Below are 15,548 nucleotides of genomic sequence, written 5' to 3' on the forward strand. Positions count from 1 at the left end.
AGGGCCAGTTCGATTACCGTCTTCTGCTCCATCTCATGCGCTTTGGCTGATCCGGTCGCGGGGCTGGCGGCTGCTGAACGTTTGATGCTCAATACCTGACGGTCGCGCGCCAGCCGCTTCAGCCGCGGCATGACGAATGACAGCGCGCCCATGTTCTCCGGCTCTTCTTGCACCCAGAGCACTTCATGCGCCTCGGGATGGGCCTTGATGGCGGCTTCAAGCTCGGCCTCCGGCCACGGGTACATCTGTTCGAGAAAGATGATGCCGGTGGTCGTGTCCTTGCGCTTCTCGCGCTCGACGCGCAGCTCGTGCCCGATTTTTCCGGTGCAGATGAGCAGCCGCTTTGCGCTGGCGATGTCAGTTTCAGCCAGGACGTTCTGGAAGTGCGGCTGTGCAAATTCGTCAAGCTCGGAGACTGCGTCAGGATGCCGCAACATGCTCTTCGGGGTAAAGACGATCAGCGGTTTGCGCCACTTGCGCATAGCCTGCCGCCGCAGCAGGTGGAAATACTGCGCCGCCGTCGAGGGCTGGCAGATCTGCATGTTGTCATGCGCGGCAAGCTGCAGGTAGCGCTCAATGCGCGCGCTGGAGTGTTCCGGCCCCTGGCCTTCGTAGCCATGCGGCAGCAGAACGACCACGCCGCCGAGCAGTCCCCACTTGTCTTCGCCCGACGAAATGAACTGATCAATGATGATTTGCGCGCCGTTGGCGAAGTCGCCGAATTGCGCCTCCCACATCACCAGCGTCTCGGGATAATCGCGGCTATAGCCGTACTCGAAGCCCAGCACTCCAGCCTCGGAGAGGATAGAGTTGTAGACTTCGAACTTTGCCTGATTTTCGGAGATATGGTTCAGCGGAATGTGCAGGCCCTCGTTCTCGATATCGATGAGCACGCTGTGCCGCTGATTGAAGGTGCCGCGCTGGCTATCCTGTCCGCTCAGCCTGACGGGGGTGCCTTGCGTCAGAAGCGAACCGATGGCGACGGCTTCGGCCATGCCGTAATCGAAGGGCCGCTTGCCGTGGCCCATCTCCGCGCGCTGTTCTAATAGTTTTTTGATTTTCGGGTGGACGTGGAAACTCGCTGGATCCTTCGTCAGGCCATCCGAAATCTTGCCGACCTCTTCCGCAGTCAGCCCGGTCTCGACTTCATATTCGGGCTTATACTTGCCGCCTCGGTATGCCGACCAGTAGTCGGGCAGCACGGCCAGCGTCGGCATCTTCTTCATCGACTTGGCCGTGCGCTGCGCCTCGGCGAACTCCGTTTGCAGTTCCTTCACGCGGCTGCTGACATCGACTCCCAGCTTCTTCGCATAAATTTCGTAGAGCGGCGGATGGTCCTTGATCTTCGCGTAGCGCAGGGGCTGCGTGATGGTGGGATCGTCGACCTCGCTGTGTCCGTGGCGGCGATAGCCGATCAGGTCAATCACGACATCAGTCTTGAATGTGTAGCGATACTCGACTGCCAATGCCGCCACGCGCACGACTGCATCCGGGTCCTCGGCATTCACATGGAAAATGGGGATCGGCAGCCGCTTGGCCAGATCGGAGGAAAAGCGCGTTGAGTTCGATTCGCTCGGCTCAGCGGTGAACCCGATCAGGTTGTTGGCGATGACATGAATTCCGCCGCCGACGGTGAAGCCCTCCACCAAGCCGAGGTTCATAGTCTCGGCCCAGATGCCCTGCCCGGCAAATGCAGCATCGCCGTGAATCACAACAGGCAGCACGCGATCCTGGCCGTCCTTGCCATAGCGCGTCTGCTTGGCGCGCGTGCGTCCCATCGCAACAGGATCAACCGCTTCAAGATGGCTCGGATTTGAAACCAGGTGCAGCGAAATGTCCTTGCCATTGCGCGTCTGATAACAACCGGTCGCGCCGACGTGATATTTCACATCGCCGCCGCCAAGAATGCTTCGCGGGTCCACATCTTCAAACTTGGAAAATATGTCGGCGGGCGACTTGCCGAAGGTATTTACCATCACGCTCAGGCGGCCTCGGTGGCTCATGCCCAGGACAGCCTTGGTCGCGCCCAGTTCGCTGGCGCGGTTGAGCATTTCATCGAGAAACGGAATCAGCGCGGTCACGCCCTCGAGCGAGAAACGCTTTGTGCCCAGATAGCGCGATTGAATGACCTGCTCAAAGACATCGGCCTTGATGAGCAGGTCGAGAATCTTCTTCTCGTCTGTGGATGGAGCCTGCGATTCAAGTCTCGCGGAAATCCAAGCGCGGCGCTCGCGATTGGGAATGTGCATGAACTCGGCGGCAATCGTGCCGCAGTAGTAGCCGCGGGCCTCATCGGCGTCTTCGCCGTCAAGATCAAGCTCAGGAAGAGGTTCTGCGGAAAGGTATTGGCCTAATGGGTCCAGATTTGCCTGGAGGTAGCCCCAGCGGCGAAAGGCGTCGAAGACTTGTTCCCTGTTTTGGGTTTGCTGCTGCAGTTCGCTATGTGTCGGTTCCAGCTTAGTGGCACTCATAAATTCATTAATTCCGTGGAGATACGCCCGCCCTAACGTCAATCGTACTAAGCCCCAAACGGGCCTCCTGCCTGCACTTTTTGTCGTGGAAATCGTGCCCGAGAAATGGCGAGACGTTTCATCGTCTCTCTTATTTTACTGGTTCTGAGAGAAACACGCAGGAAGGGTAGGCTTATGCAACCCGCAAGCGCCACGCCAATCCTGCTGCGATTAGCAGCAACACTGCGACCGTTCCCAGAGCTGCATGAAAGCTGTGTGTGGCGTCGCTCACCAGCCCCATGAGGATCGGCCCGCAAAAGCCGCCCAGCGCTCCGGCGGAATTGATGATTGCGATCCCGCCGGCGGCCGCCGTCCCGCGCAGCATCGTCGATGGCAGCGACCAGAAGGGTCCGAGACCACCCCAGGATCCCGACGCAGCCAGCGAGAGCGCTGCAATCGCCAGCCACGGATTCGACAGCCATGCGCTCAACCCGAACCCCGCAACTGCGCCAATAACACTGCCCACGAGAAATAGCCGCCGCTTCTGGCTCTTGTCAGAGAAATGCGCGATGGCCAGCATCACAAGTGTCGCTGCCAGCCAGGGAATCGCAGTCAGCAGAATCACGCGCCGCGCCGAAGCGCCAGAAATCTGCTTCAGCACCACCGGCATCCACAGGCTCAGACTGTAGAAGCTGACTGAAAGGAGAAAATAGATGGCCGACAGCCGCCACATCACGCGATTCCGCCACACTGCTCGAAAATCGACGGAGTGCGTCTCTGAAACCTGGGCCTGCTCCGCGGCCAGTGTTTGCGTCAGCCACTGCCGCTCATCTTCGCGCAGCCAGCGCGCGCGCGCGGGGTCATCGGTCAACAGCAGGAAGGCCAGCAACCCCAGCAGAATCGAAGGCACGCCCTCACCGACGAAGAGCCATTTCCACCCGGCGACGCCAGCCACTCCGTTCAGCCGCAACAGCAAGTTCGAAAGCGGAGCGCCGACAACTCCCGCTACAGCTGTCGCCGCCATGAAGCGCGCCAGCGTCCGCGCCTTAAGTTGTTTCGGAAACCAGAAGGTGAAATAGAGGACGATGCCGGGAAAGAATCCGGCTTCGGCCACGCCCAGCAGAAACCGCAGCAGATAGAACTCCGCTGGTGTGTGCGCAAGCGGCATGCTGGCAGAAATGATGCCCCACGCCACCATCAGAATGCCGATCCAGCGCCGAGGCCCCACGCGCAGCAGAATCAGATTGCTCGGCACCTCAAACAGCGCGTAGCTCACGAAGAACAGCCCGGCGCCCGTGCCGTATACCGTGTCGCTGAAGCCGAGCTCGCTGCGGATGAAGAGCGCCGCGTATCCCACGTTCACGCGATCGAGATACGCGAACATGTACAGCACAAAAAGAAAAGGGATGAGCCGACGCGAGACACGCGCCAGCGTCCTCGCCGACTGCTCATTCCCTGTTTCCATGCGCTATTGGCTGACTCGCAGCAGAACTACCCCATGCTTCGGCAGCAGCACCGTGTAGCTGCCGTTCGTGGCGGTCACGTCCTTGCCCGCCCACAGGTCGCGCATCTTCGCATTCGAACCAAAGCCCACCTCGCTCAACTTGAGCGTAATCGGCTTCGGATCGGGCGCGCGGTTGAACAGAGCTACAGCTTTTGCTCCTCCTGAGAGCGGCTTGGCCCAGATTTCCGTCGGCCCTTCAGCCCACACACGGTCTCCCTGCTTGCCCAGCTTGTCCTGATCGACGGCAATCACGTCCTTGTTGGTCAGGATGGCCAGCGTTTCGGGACTCATCTTGCTCAGGTCGTTGCCGGCCAGCAGCGGCGCGGCCAGAATCACCCACAGCGACATGTGCTGCCGGTATTCATCGTCGGTCATGCCGCCGTTGCCCACTTCCAGCATGTCCGGGTCATTCCAGTGTCCCGGCGCGGCATACTTGGACAGACCCGCCTGCGAGAAGCCGATCTCCTCCATTCGGCTGTAATGGTCGTTGATGTCGCCGGTTGTACGCCACAGGTTGCCGCCCACTTCCGTCCCCCACTTCCAAACATCATTCCATCCATACTGGCAAAGGCTGAAAACGATGGGACGCCCGGTCGCGACGAGCGCCTTGTGCATCTTCTCGTATGCTGCCTTCTGCATCTCGAAGGCCTTCTCACTGTGCTCGTCGCCGGTCTGCTGCTTCATCAGGCGGGTAAAGCTGCACAAGTCATATTTCAGGTAGTCGATGCCCCACTCGGCATAGGTTTTCGCGTCCTGCTCTTCATGTCCGTAACTGCCTTCGTATCCCGCGCAGGTCTTCGGACCGGGTCCTGAGTAAATGCCCAGTTTCAGTCCCTTGGAATGCACATAGTCGGCCAGCGCCTTCATGTCGGGAAATTTTGAGTTCGGATGAATGACTCCATTCGCATCCCTCCGGCCCTGCCAGGTGTCGTCGATGTTCACATAGATGTAGCCTGCGTCGCGCATCCCGCTCGACACCAGAGCATCGGCGGCGGCGCGCACATCGGCATCCGTCACCTTTCCGGCAAAATGGTTCCAGCTGTTCCAGCCCATCGGCGGCGTGGCCGCCAACTGCGATGACTGTGCCAGCACGACCGGAGCCATCAGCAAGGCCAACGAAAACCCAAGGGACACAACTCTGTTTCTAAGCATTCTCTTCAGGGATTCTCCTTCCACAGAGCAAGATATGCTGCCAATCAGGATATGTAAACGTAAACATTTTTACGTGTATGTTCGTCCTGATAGCATCCTGCTCTGAGAAGGACACGAGCCATGAACATGAAGGCCGCAATTGCTGCGACACTGGTGTTATTGAGCGCTTCAGTCACCGCACCTCTGTACGCGCAGGAAACTCCGAAGGAAGCCCTGCTGATTCTTGCCAAGAAAGACCAGACGCTCGCCATCGTCGATCCAGCGAGCCTGAAAGTGCTCAAGCGCGTTCCCGTCGGCCACGATCCGCATGAAGTCATCGCATCGACTGACGGCAAGACCGCCTACGTTTCAAATTATGGTTTCGGCCAATGGAACACGCTTGCCGTGGTTGATCTCACAGGACAAAAGCCAATGCCCTCGATTGATCTTGGCCCTTTGCGTGGCCCGCATGGCCTGGACTTTGTTGGCGGTAAGACATGGTTCACCGCCGAGGCCGCCAAGGTCATCGGCAGATATGATCCTGCGACCAATAAAGTTGACTGGGTGCTCGGCACCGGACAGAACCGCACCCACATGATCTGGGTCGCGCCGGACGAAGAGCGCATCATCACCACAAACGTTAGCTCGGCGACTGTGAGCATCATCGACAAGGTTATCGTTAATCCTCCCGGGCCTCCGCCCGGAGCTAATCCCGGCCCACCGCCAACTCCGAGAACAGACTGGAATGAGACTGTCATCCCGGTTGGCAGAGGAGACGAGGGGTTCGACGTCTCTCCTGACGGGAAAGAGCTTTGGGTAGCCAACGCGCTGGACGGTACAGTTTCCATCATTGACATCGACGCAAAGAAAGTGACGCAAACTCTGGATGCGAATGTCACTGGAGCAAACCGGCTGAAGTTTACGCCGGATGGCAAGCTGGTCTTCATCTCGAGTCTCAGAAACCCGGATATCACCGTCATTGACGCAGCCACGCGCAAGGTAGTAAAGCGCATCCCGGTAGGACACGGGGCTGCAGGCATTATTATGCAGCCGGACGGCGCGCGCGTCTTCGTTTCCTGTTCGCCTGACGATTACGTCGCTGTGATCGACTTGAAGTCTTTGCAGGTCACCGGACACATCGACGCCGGTCATGAACCTGACGGCCTTGCATGGGCGGTGCAGCGGTGAAAAACATCTAAGGCAATTTCAGAATTTGGGCGACCGGAGCAAACTACAGGTTCCCTTCGACTTCGCTCAGGGCAGGCTCTCCACTACGTCATTGCATTGCAATGACTCCGGTCGGGATGACAATCCTTATAGTGATTTTAGTGATTTCGCCGAATCAACTCTGAGTTTGCAAGAGAATAAGCGCTGTCATCCTGACCCTGAACACAGTGAAGGGGAAGGACCTGTTTTTTGCGCGCGAGATTGACCCTATGTATCAGCAGGTTCTTTTTTCGCAGATTTCTTCCGGCCTGCGCCGCGCTTCAATTCACTCACCTGCGCCGACTCGGCCAGCTTCAAGTGCTTCTCCATCACCGTCCGCGCCGCAGCCGCATTGCGCGAGCGGATGGCGCGGTAAATCTCGCGATGGATTTCAGCCGACTGCTTCAGGTCGCGCGAGCGCTCCACCGTTTTACGCCGCTCGTCATAGAGCGCTGCCGCAATCGTCTCCATCAGCACCGCCAGAATCGGATTGCCCGACGCTTCCGCAATCGTGCGATGGAAGCGCATGTCGTGGATCAGATACTCCTGCGGCTCATGGAAGGTGGCGTACATCTCAGTCACTTCTTCGGCCAGCGCAGTAAAATGCTCTTCCCGCCCGCGCTCTGCCGCCAGCGCCGCCAGATGACTCTCCAGAATCAAACGCGCCTCAAACATCTGCCAAGACTTAAAACCATGCAACGCACCGAGCAGCGCCAGCGATGCCGTCCCCAACGCAGGAGGTCCGTCCGCCACAAACGTACCTACGCCGTGGCGCACGTTCAGTACACCCATTGCTGCCAGATGGCCGATGCCGGCGCGCAGGCTGGCACGGCTGATCTTCAGTTTCTTTGCAAACTCACGCTCTGGTGGAATTTTGTCGCCCGGATGCAGAGTCCCGTCCTCGATCAATGACCGGACGTGGTTGACCACCTGCATCGTCAGGTGCGTCTCGTGATTGCGGTTTTTCGTCTCCGTCATGTCAGTCATTGCTGCATTGCGAGATTAGCATTGCCACGCGCGCTTGCGAAAGTTTTGCTTCTGGCCAAAACCGTCTGTATGAGAATAGACTGCTTCTCAGTGGTCTGACCACTAATTCTGCCTTAGTATGGTCGTAAATCGTAATGCATCGGAAAGTGTCGCGGTGCGAAACGTGAGGAGTGCAACGAGTGGCCATCCTTCATCCTGACCGGCTTTTTCCCGCTGACCCGGAAACGCGCGGAATCGCGCGACGCCTCTACGCGACCATAAGTGATTTGCCGATCATCAGCCCGCACGGCCACACTGAGGCCGCCTGGTTCGCGAAGAACGAGTCGTTCCCTGACCCGGCGCAACTTCTCATCCTGCCCGATCACTATGTCTATCGCATGCTTTACAGCCAGGGTGTCTCCATGCGCGATCTGGGCATCGGCCAGACCGGCAAAATCGACTCGCGCAAAATCTGGCGCATTTTTGCGAAGCACTATCATCTGTTCCGCGGCACGCCCACGCGCCTGTGGCTCGACTACGAATTTGAAATGCTCTTCGGTCTCGACCAACGACTCTCCGCAGCCACGGCCGACCACTACTTCGACGTGATCGCTGAAAAACTTCAGCAGCCAGAATTTCTACCACGCGCGCTGTACGAGCGCTTCCGCCTCGAAGCCCTGTCCACTACCGATTCGCCGCTCGACTCGCTTGAACATCACCGCGCCCTGCGCGAATCAGGCTGGAAAGGCTGCATTCTGCCCACCTTCCGTCCTGACTCCGTCGTCGATCCGACCTTTCACGGCTTCCGTGAAAATATCTCACAACTCGGCGAGCAAACCGGCGAAGACACAACGAAATGGTCTGGCTATCTCAACGCTCTGCGCAAATCACGCGAGCGCTTCAAGTCGCTGGGGTGCACAGCAACCGACCACGGCCATCCCACCGCCAACACAGCCAATCTCGACAAGCAGGAAGCAGAGAAACTGTTTGCAACTGTCCTCTCCTGCAAGTCAAACGCAGAACAACGGGAACTCTTCCGCGCCCAGATGCTCACCGAGATGGCCCGCATGAGCATCGACGATGGACTCGTCATGCAACTGCACCCAGGCAGCTTCCGCAACCACAACCAGACGATCTTTGACCAGTGCGGGCGCGATGCGGGCGCGGACATACCAACCGCCATCGACTACGTTCACGGGCTGAAGCCGCTTCTTGATCTCTTCGGCAACGAGCCGTCGTTCACATTCATTCTTTTCACGCTGGATGAATCCACCTTCAGCCGCGAGCTCGCCCCGCTGGCCGGACACTATCCCTGCCTGCGTCTCGGTCCGCCGTGGTGGTTCCTGGACAGCCCGGAAGGCATGATGCGCTTCCGCGAGCTGGCCACCGAGACAGCCGGCTTCTACAACACGGTCGGCTTCAACGACGACACTCGCGCCTTCCTCTCCATTCCCGCGCGTCACGACGTGGCCCGCCGCATCGATTGCGCTTACCTCGCGCGGCTGGTGGCCGAACACCGCCTCGATGAAGATGAAGCGTTCGAATTGGCGCAGGACCTCACCATCAACCTCGTTCGCAAGGCATACCGCTTGTAGAGACGCTGGACCCGTTCGCCTTGCCCACGGAACACTCGCACAGATATAACCAAGCGAAACCATTTTTCGCGCACGAAAGAATTTGAATTTGACTGCCTCCGGCAATTCGCCCCAGCCATCCACGCTCGACGACGACTTCGTCTCATCACGTCCAGCCAGTAGCCATGTGCGCTGGACCGTCTGTGCGCTGCTCTTTGCCGCCACCTCCATCAACTACATGGACCGCCAGGTGCTCGGCATTCTTGCACCGATGCTCCAGCACAGCATCGGCTGGACAGAAGCGCAATATGGCTACATTGTCAGCGCCTTTCAGTTCGCCTATGCGGTCGGCCTCATCGTCGCCGGCCAAATGGTGGACCGCTTCGGCACGCGCATCGGCTACGCCGTGGTCATGGGCATCTGGAGCATCTCCGCCATGTGCCACTCGCTCGCGCGCACTGCCCTGCAATTTGGCATCGCGCGCTTCTTCCTCGGCCTTGGCGAATCGGGAAATTTTCCCGCCGCCATTAAAGCTACGGCCGAGTGGTTCCCGCAAAGCGAACGCTCGCTTGCTACCGGAATTTTCAATTCCGGCACCAACGTTGGCGCCATACTTGCGCCGGCCATCGTTCCCTGGATCACGATCCACTATGGCTGGCGGCCCTCATTCTTGCTGACCGGGGTTTTCAGCGCCGCGTGGATCATCTGGTGGCTCACGCATTACCGCAAGCCCGCGGACCACCCGACAGTCAGCCGGGCCGAGCTTGACCTGATCAACAGTGATCCGCCGCAGCCGGTTGCGAAAATTCCCTGGAGAAAGATTGCCATCTATCGCCAGACCTGGGCATTTTCGGTAGCGAAATTTCTCACCGATCCCATCTGGTGGTTCTATCTCTACTGGCTGCCGAAATTTTTTGACGCCCGCTTTCATCTCGGACTTTCGCATCTCGGCCTGCCGCTCATTATTGTCTATAACGCTTCGGCGGTTGGCAGCATCGGCGGCGGATGGCTCCCGGCACTCATCCATCGCACGGGAGCGTCGATGATCCGCGCGCGCCTATTGACCATGCTGATTTTCGCCTGCGTGGTTACGCCCATCTTCTTCGCCAGCCGGACGAATTCCGAGTGGGTGGCCGTTGGCCTGCTCAGTCTCGCCGCGGCCGCGCACCAGGGATGGTCGGCCAATCTCTTCACCACCGTGTCCGATATGTTCCCAAAAAGCGCCGTCGGCGCGGTCGTCGGCATCGGCGGCATGGCCGGGTCAGTAGGTGGCGTGCTCTTCTCGCTCAGCGCCGGATGGGTGCTGCAAATCACGCACAGCTATGCATCGCTTTTTGGAATCGCCGCTAGCGCCTACCTCATCGCCTTTGCGGCGTTGCGCCTGTTGGCACCTGGACTGAAGAAAATCGAGGTCGCTGCGTAGCGTGATCGTACCACATCAACGCAGCGTAAACTTGCCATAGCCCATGGGCCTTTATCTCAGCACCGGAAGCAGCACCACGGAACTTGCGCCAGCGCAACTGCGCGAGCTGCTCTTCCAGGCCCTCAGCGCGCTTGGCACGCGCAAGCGCGTCCTCATTGTGCCGCCGGATCAGACCCGCGCTCACTCCCGCGCCGGCGATCTCACACGCTACGCCTACGAGTATTACGGCGACAAGCTCGAAGCCATTCTTCCCGCGCTTGGCACGCACTCCGCCATGTCGCCTGCAAGCCTTACGCGCATGTTCGGCGAAGTCCCCCATTCGCTCTTTCGCGTCCACAACTGGCGCACCGATGTTGAAACGCTGGGTGAAGTCCCCGCTGAATTCATTCATCAGCAGTCCGAAGGCAAGCTGAACTATGCGTGGCCCGCGCAAGTGAACCGCCTTATCGTGCATGACGGCTTCGATCTTGTACTCTCCATTGGACAAGTCGTGCCGCACGAAGTCATTGGTATGGCCAATTACAACAAAAACATCCTGGTCGGGACCGGAGGGCGCGAAGGCATCAATCGCAGCCACTATCTCGGCGCCGTTTATGGCATGGAACGCATCATGGGCCGCGCAAAAAATCCAGTGCGCGAGGTCCTCAACTATGCCTCGGACCGCTTCCTCAAAGATATCCCCATCGTCTACGTGCACACGGTCGTTGGGCGTAACGCGCAGGGACGTCTCGCTGTGCGTGGCCTCTTTATCGGCGACGACGTCGAGTGCTTCCACCGCGCTGCCGACTTGAGCCTTGAAGTCAATTTCGAGATGCTCGACCGCCCTATTCAGAAGGCCGTCGTCTATCTCGAACCGCACGAATTCAAAAGCACATGGCTTGGTAACAAGGCCGTCTATCGGACGCGCATGGCGCTTGCTGACAATGGTGAATTGGTCGTGCTTGCTCCCGGCGTCAGAGAATTCGGCGAAGATAAAGCCATCGACGCGCTCATACGCAAATATGGCTATCGCGGAACTCCATACACGCTTGAAGCGGTCGAAAAGCATTCTGACCTCGAAGCCGACCTCGGCGCCGCCGCACATCTCATTCACGGTTCGTCAGAAGGACGCTTCACCATCACCTACTGCCCCGGCTCGCTTACGCAGCGGGAAATCGAAAGCGTTGGCTTCCAATATGCTGATCTTGCCGCGATGACCGCGCGGTACGATCCAACCAAGCTCTGCAATGGCTACAACAACGTTAACGGCGAAGAAGTCTTCTTCATCTCAAATCCCGGCCTCGGCCTCTGGGCCTATAAAAGCCATTTCAAATCGTAAGAGGGAAAGAAACTCGATGACCCATCCGCTCACGCTTGAAGGAAAAACCGCCGTCATCATCGGAGGAACATCTGGCATTGGCCGCGCTCTCAGCCTTGGCCTCGCTGAGGCGGGTGCCGACGTCGTCGCCTCCGCGCGCCGCAAGGAGCAGGTGGAAGAAACCGCCGCCGCTATCGAAGCCAAAGGCAGACGCACCCTGCGAGTCACCTCTGACGTGGCCGGCCGCGCCTCGCTCGAAAACCTGCTCGCCGAGACCCTCAAGAATTTCGACAAAGTTGATATCCTCATCAACTGTGCCGGGCGCATCAAGCGCGCCCCCACGCTCACTTTCCCGGAAGAAGAGTGGAAGGCGATTATCGACACCAACCTCACTGGGACGCTGCGCGCCTGCCAGATCTTCGGCAAGCACATGCTCGACCGCGGCTACGGACGCATCGTCAATATCGCCTCGCTCAATACCTTCGTCGCACTTAATGAAGTTGCCGCCTACGCTGCCAGTAAGGCCGCTGTTGCTTCACTCACGCGTTCGCTCGCCGTTGAATGGTCAAAGCACGGAGTCACAGTCAACGCCATCGCTCCCGGAGTCTTCCGCACCGCCCTCAATGCCGAGTTACTTGACAGCACGTCGCGCGGGAAAGAACTGCTGATGCGAACCCCGATGGGCCGTTTTGGCAAGACAGAAGAAGTGGTCGGCGCAGCCATCTTTCTATCCTCTGACGGCGCGTCGTATGTGACAGGGCAAACCATTGTTGTGGACGGGGGCTTTCTCGCCAGCGGCGTCAACCAGTAACATGGCACATGCTCGCAAACAGGCTCCGCACACGGCTTTTTTTCTGCATCGGCCTGCTGTTGCTGCTATCCCAGCTGCACGCTCAAACGCCTGAAAAATCCATGTTCGTCGGCTCGGAACAATGCCGCAAGTGCCACGAAAAGATTTACGAAAGCTGGTCGAAAATGCGCATGGCTAACGTGGTGCGCGATCCTGCAAAGCATCCCGAGGCTGTTCTCGGTGACTTCTCTCATCTTGATCCGATCCGCACCTTCGACCTGAAGGACGTTGCTTTCGTTTATGGCAGCCGCTGGAAACAGCGCTATTTCACCCGCCGCGGTGACGACTACTATGTGTTGCCTGCTCAATGGGACATCCAGCAAAAGAAGTGGCTACCGTTTCACGTCGAGAAAGGAACTGACTGGTGGGCTGCTTATTATCCTGACAGCAATTTTGAACGGCCCACTGGCCCGCTCTGCGACGGCTGCCACTCAGTCAACTACAACATCGAGACCAAGCAGGTAACAGAGTGGAACGTCGGTTGCGAGAAGTGCCACGGTGCTGGCAGCGAGCATGTCAAGCATCCCACTAAGGACAACATCGTCAATCCGGCAAAGCTGGACTATGTGCGCGGAACAGATGTCTGCATGCAGTGCCACTCGCAGGGACGGCCCCTGAAGCAACAGATCGAAGGCAAATACTATGACTGGCCCGTCGGCTTTCAGCCCGGACAGCGCCTCTCCAACTACTGGCGGCTTGAAGAATCAAAATTCGGCGTACAGGACTTCTACTACTTCGCCGACGGCACTGCGCACAAAAACCGCATGCAGGGCAATGACTTCATCCACAGCAACATGTACCATCGCGGTCTGCGCTGTTTCGATTGCCACGATGTTCACAATAGCGACAATCCTTCCAACCTGATCGCAACCGGCAACGATCTCTGCCTCGGCTGCCACACTAAAGACAATCCCGCCGGCCTGAAAACGTCAGTCGCTGAACATACACATCACGCTGAAAGCAGCGCAGGAAGCCAGTGCACAGCCTGCCACATGCCTAAGATCGAAGTCACCATCAAAGGGCAGTTCGTCAGCAGCCACACTTTCGCTTTCATCTGGCCAAAATTGACTGAGCAGTTCGGTATCCCCAACGCCTGCAATACCTGTCACAAAGACAAAACTCCAGCCTGGGCCACAGAACAACTCCAGCACTGGAACACGATCTCACCCTGGCGCGCGGGCAGTTAGTGCACCAAAGACAGATGGCCTAGTCCATCTGACCCATGCCAACGTGCCATGTAACCGTTTACGATAACCACTATAGGAGTAAGGGGTGAAGTCAATTACTTCGCGCATTGTCAACCGACGCACTTTCTGCAAACAACTCAGCGCCGCAGCTTTTGTCGCTGCAAACACAAGCGCCTTCGCCTTTTCTGCAACAACTCCGGCACAGTCCGCGACCGAAAATCGCGCTCCGCTCGCGCCTAACGCCTTCAATCCGCTCCCGCTCGGCACGATTCGCCCCACGGGTTGGCTGCGCGCGCAGTTGGAGATTCAGGCCAAGGGCCTTGGCGGTCATCTTGACGAGACATGGGCTGACGTGGGGCCTAACTCGGGCTGGCTCGGCGGGACTGGCGAATCCTGGGAGCGCGGCCCCTACTTCCTGGATGGCCTCATTCCACTTGCGTATCAACTCGATGACGCCCGCCTCAAAGCCAAAGCACAGAAATTCATCGACTGGACGCTCAACAACCAGCAACCCAGTGGCATGATTGGCCCGCGCTCGAATGACGACTGGTGGCCGCGCATGGTTATGCTCAAGGCGCTCACCCAGCATCAGGAAGCGACCGGCGACACGCGCGTCATTCCGGTCATGCAGCGCTATTTTGCATACCAGCTTTCGCAGTTGCCTACGCGACCTCTGCGCGACTGGGGCAAGTTTCGTTGGCACGACGAAGTCTTGAGCGTGCTCTGGCTGTACAACCGCACCGGCGACCCCAAGCTCATCGAGTTGGCAAAGCTCCTGCACCAACAAGGTTTCAACTGGCAGGCCGATTTCGCTAACTTCAAATACACGCAGCGCATCACGCCTGAATTCATCAAGCTCAACGAACACAATGGCCTCGGCGACACGGCGCTCGCCACGCACGGCGTCAACAATGCCATGGCGCTCAAAGCTTCGCCTGTATGGTCGCTCATCAGCAGAAACGCAGGAGACCGTCAGGCGCTTTTCCATCAACTCGCCGAACTGGACCGCTGGCACAGCCTGCCCAACGGCATCTTCTCGGCTGACGAACATTTTGCCGGGCGCAACCCCTCGCAAGGGACGGAACTCTGCACTGTGGTCGAGACTATGTTCTCGCTCGAAGTGGCGCTTGCCGTCATGGGCAATTCGGAGCTGGGAGACCGCCTCGAACGTATTGCCTACAACTGCCTGCCCGGTACGTTCACGGACGACATGTGGGCGCACCAGTACAATCAGCAGTCCAACCAGGTGCAGTGCAGCCTCAATCACAAGCCCTGGACGACCGACGGCCCCGAGTCGAACCTCTTCGGACTCGATCCCAACTTCGGCTGCTGTACCGCCAACTTCCATCAGGGGTGGCCCAAGCTGACGTCGAGTCTATGGATGGCATCGAACGATGACGGGATCGCTGCAGTCGCTTACGCTCCCTGTGAAGTCCACACTGCGATTCGCAACGCCGCCGTCCGCATCAGCGAAGAAACCGACTATCCATTCCGCGACAAGATTCGCATCGCCGTTCATCCAGACAAGCCGCTCGCATTCCCGCTGCAACTGCGCATTCCCACATGGACCGAAGACGCGAGCATCCGCATTAACGGTCAGTTGCAGCAGGCGCCGCAGCCCGGCAGCTTCGCAAGAATAGACCGCACATGGAAACCGGGTGACACAGTCGAACTTATCCTCCCGCTTGAAGCACGCGCCGGCAAAGGCTTCAACGACTCCATAGCATTTGAACGCGGTCCGCTTGTCTTCTCTTACCCCATCGGAGAAGACTGGCTCAAACTGCGTGATCGCGGCATGACCGCCGACTGGCAGGTCTACCCCACCACGCAATGGAATTATGCCGTGCGCACCGAATCCATCAAGGCCAGGGAAGCGCCAGTAGCAGAAGGGCCGTTCACCCTCAAAGGTGCGCCGGTGAAGCTGGAAGTGAAAGGCCGAAGGCTCCCCGCATGGCTGGCC

11 protein-coding genes are annotated in these 15,548 nt (G+C 58.5%); 7 read left to right on the forward strand and 4 right to left on the reverse strand.

What is annotated here, in order from left to right:
* From VEV40_RS05620 to VEV40_RS05630, 3 genes are all read right to left on the reverse strand, one after another.
* Positions 1-2,471, reverse strand: a 2,471-nt coding sequence (locus VEV40_RS05620) for a 2-oxoglutarate dehydrogenase E1 component (protein WP_324830756.1), incomplete at its 3' end; no start/stop codon positions are given.
* A gap of 172 nt (positions 2,472-2,643) precedes the next feature.
* Complete coding sequence (locus VEV40_RS05625) at positions 2,644-3,915, reverse strand: MFS transporter (RefSeq protein WP_324830757.1); 1,272 nt, start codon at positions 3,913-3,915, stop codon at positions 2,644-2,646.
* A 3-nt stretch (positions 3,916-3,918) separates the two neighbouring features.
* On the reverse strand, positions 3,919-5,106 hold the full coding sequence (locus VEV40_RS05630; protein ID WP_324830758.1) for a glycoside hydrolase family 27 protein: 1,188 nt from the start codon (positions 5,104-5,106) through the stop codon (positions 3,919-3,921).
* Positions 5,107-5,226: 120 nt separating this feature from the next.
* Here VEV40_RS05630 and VEV40_RS05635 point away from each other — a divergent pair, with 120 nt between their 5' ends.
* Positions 5,227-6,273: a YncE family protein gene (locus VEV40_RS05635; protein ID WP_324830759.1), complete on the forward strand. Its 1,047-nt coding sequence runs from the start codon at positions 5,227-5,229 to the stop codon at positions 6,271-6,273.
* Between the two features lie 246 nt (positions 6,274-6,519).
* On the opposite strand, the gene VEV40_RS05640 is transcribed toward VEV40_RS05635, so the two are convergent.
* The gene (locus VEV40_RS05640) at positions 6,520-7,269 is read right to left on the reverse strand and encodes a FadR/GntR family transcriptional regulator (RefSeq protein ID WP_324830760.1); all 750 of its coding nucleotides are present in this window, start codon (positions 7,267-7,269) and stop codon (positions 6,520-6,522) included.
* A 188-nt stretch (positions 7,270-7,457) separates the two neighbouring features.
* On the opposite strand from VEV40_RS05640, the gene uxaC reads away from it, so the two are divergent.
* From uxaC to VEV40_RS05670, 6 genes are all read left to right on the forward strand, one after another.
* Positions 7,458-8,852 (forward strand): glucuronate isomerase, encoded by a 1,395-nt coding sequence (gene uxaC, locus VEV40_RS05645; RefSeq protein WP_324830761.1) that lies wholly within the window; start codon positions 7,458-7,460, stop codon positions 8,850-8,852.
* Positions 8,853-8,934: 82 nt separating this feature from the next.
* A complete protein-coding gene (locus VEV40_RS05650; protein ID WP_324830762.1) occupies positions 8,935-10,254 on the forward strand; it encodes an MFS transporter in 1,320 nt (439 codons plus the stop codon).
* Between the two features lie 43 nt (positions 10,255-10,297).
* Positions 10,298-11,572, forward strand: a complete 1,275-nt coding sequence (locus VEV40_RS05655) for a lactate racemase domain-containing protein (protein WP_324830764.1) — start codon at positions 10,298-10,300, stop codon at positions 11,570-11,572.
* A gap of 16 nt (positions 11,573-11,588) precedes the next feature.
* Complete coding sequence (locus tag VEV40_RS05660) at positions 11,589-12,362, forward strand: glucose 1-dehydrogenase (protein ID WP_324830766.1); 774 nt, start codon at positions 11,589-11,591, stop codon at positions 12,360-12,362.
* An 8-nt stretch (positions 12,363-12,370) separates the two neighbouring features.
* Complete coding sequence (locus tag VEV40_RS05665; RefSeq protein ID WP_324830767.1) at positions 12,371-13,588, forward strand: cytochrome c3 family protein; 1,218 nt, start codon at positions 12,371-12,373, stop codon at positions 13,586-13,588.
* Between the two features lie 85 nt (positions 13,589-13,673).
* On the forward strand, positions 13,674-15,548 hold a 1,875-nt coding region (locus tag VEV40_RS05670), incomplete at its 3' end, for a beta-L-arabinofuranosidase domain-containing protein (protein WP_324830769.1).

Source organism: Alloacidobacterium sp., assembly GCF_035631355.1.
Lineage (GTDB): Bacteria > Acidobacteriota > Terriglobia > Terriglobales > Acidobacteriaceae > Alloacidobacterium.

Coding starts and splice junctions, on each gene's coding strand:
- VEV40_RS05625 (WP_324830757.1), bottom strand. CDS start 3,915: ATGGAAACAGGGAATGAGCAGTCGGCGAGGACGCTGGCGCGTGTCTCG.
- VEV40_RS05630 (WP_324830758.1), bottom strand. CDS start 5,106: ATGCTTAGAAACAGAGTTGTGTCCCTTGGGTTTTCGTTGGCCTTGCTG.
- VEV40_RS05635 (WP_324830759.1), top strand. CDS start 5,227: ATGAACATGAAGGCCGCAATTGCTGCGACACTGGTGTTATTGAGCGCT.
- VEV40_RS05640 (WP_324830760.1), bottom strand. CDS start 7,269: ATGACGGAGACGAAAAACCGCAATCACGAGACGCACCTGACGATGCAG.
- VEV40_RS05655 (WP_324830764.1), top strand. CDS start 10,298: ATGGGCCTTTATCTCAGCACCGGAAGCAGCACCACGGAACTTGCGCCA.
- VEV40_RS05660 (WP_324830766.1), top strand. CDS start 11,589: ATGACCCATCCGCTCACGCTTGAAGGAAAAACCGCCGTCATCATCGGA.
- VEV40_RS05665 (WP_324830767.1), top strand. CDS start 12,371: ATGCTCGCAAACAGGCTCCGCACACGGCTTTTTTTCTGCATCGGCCTG.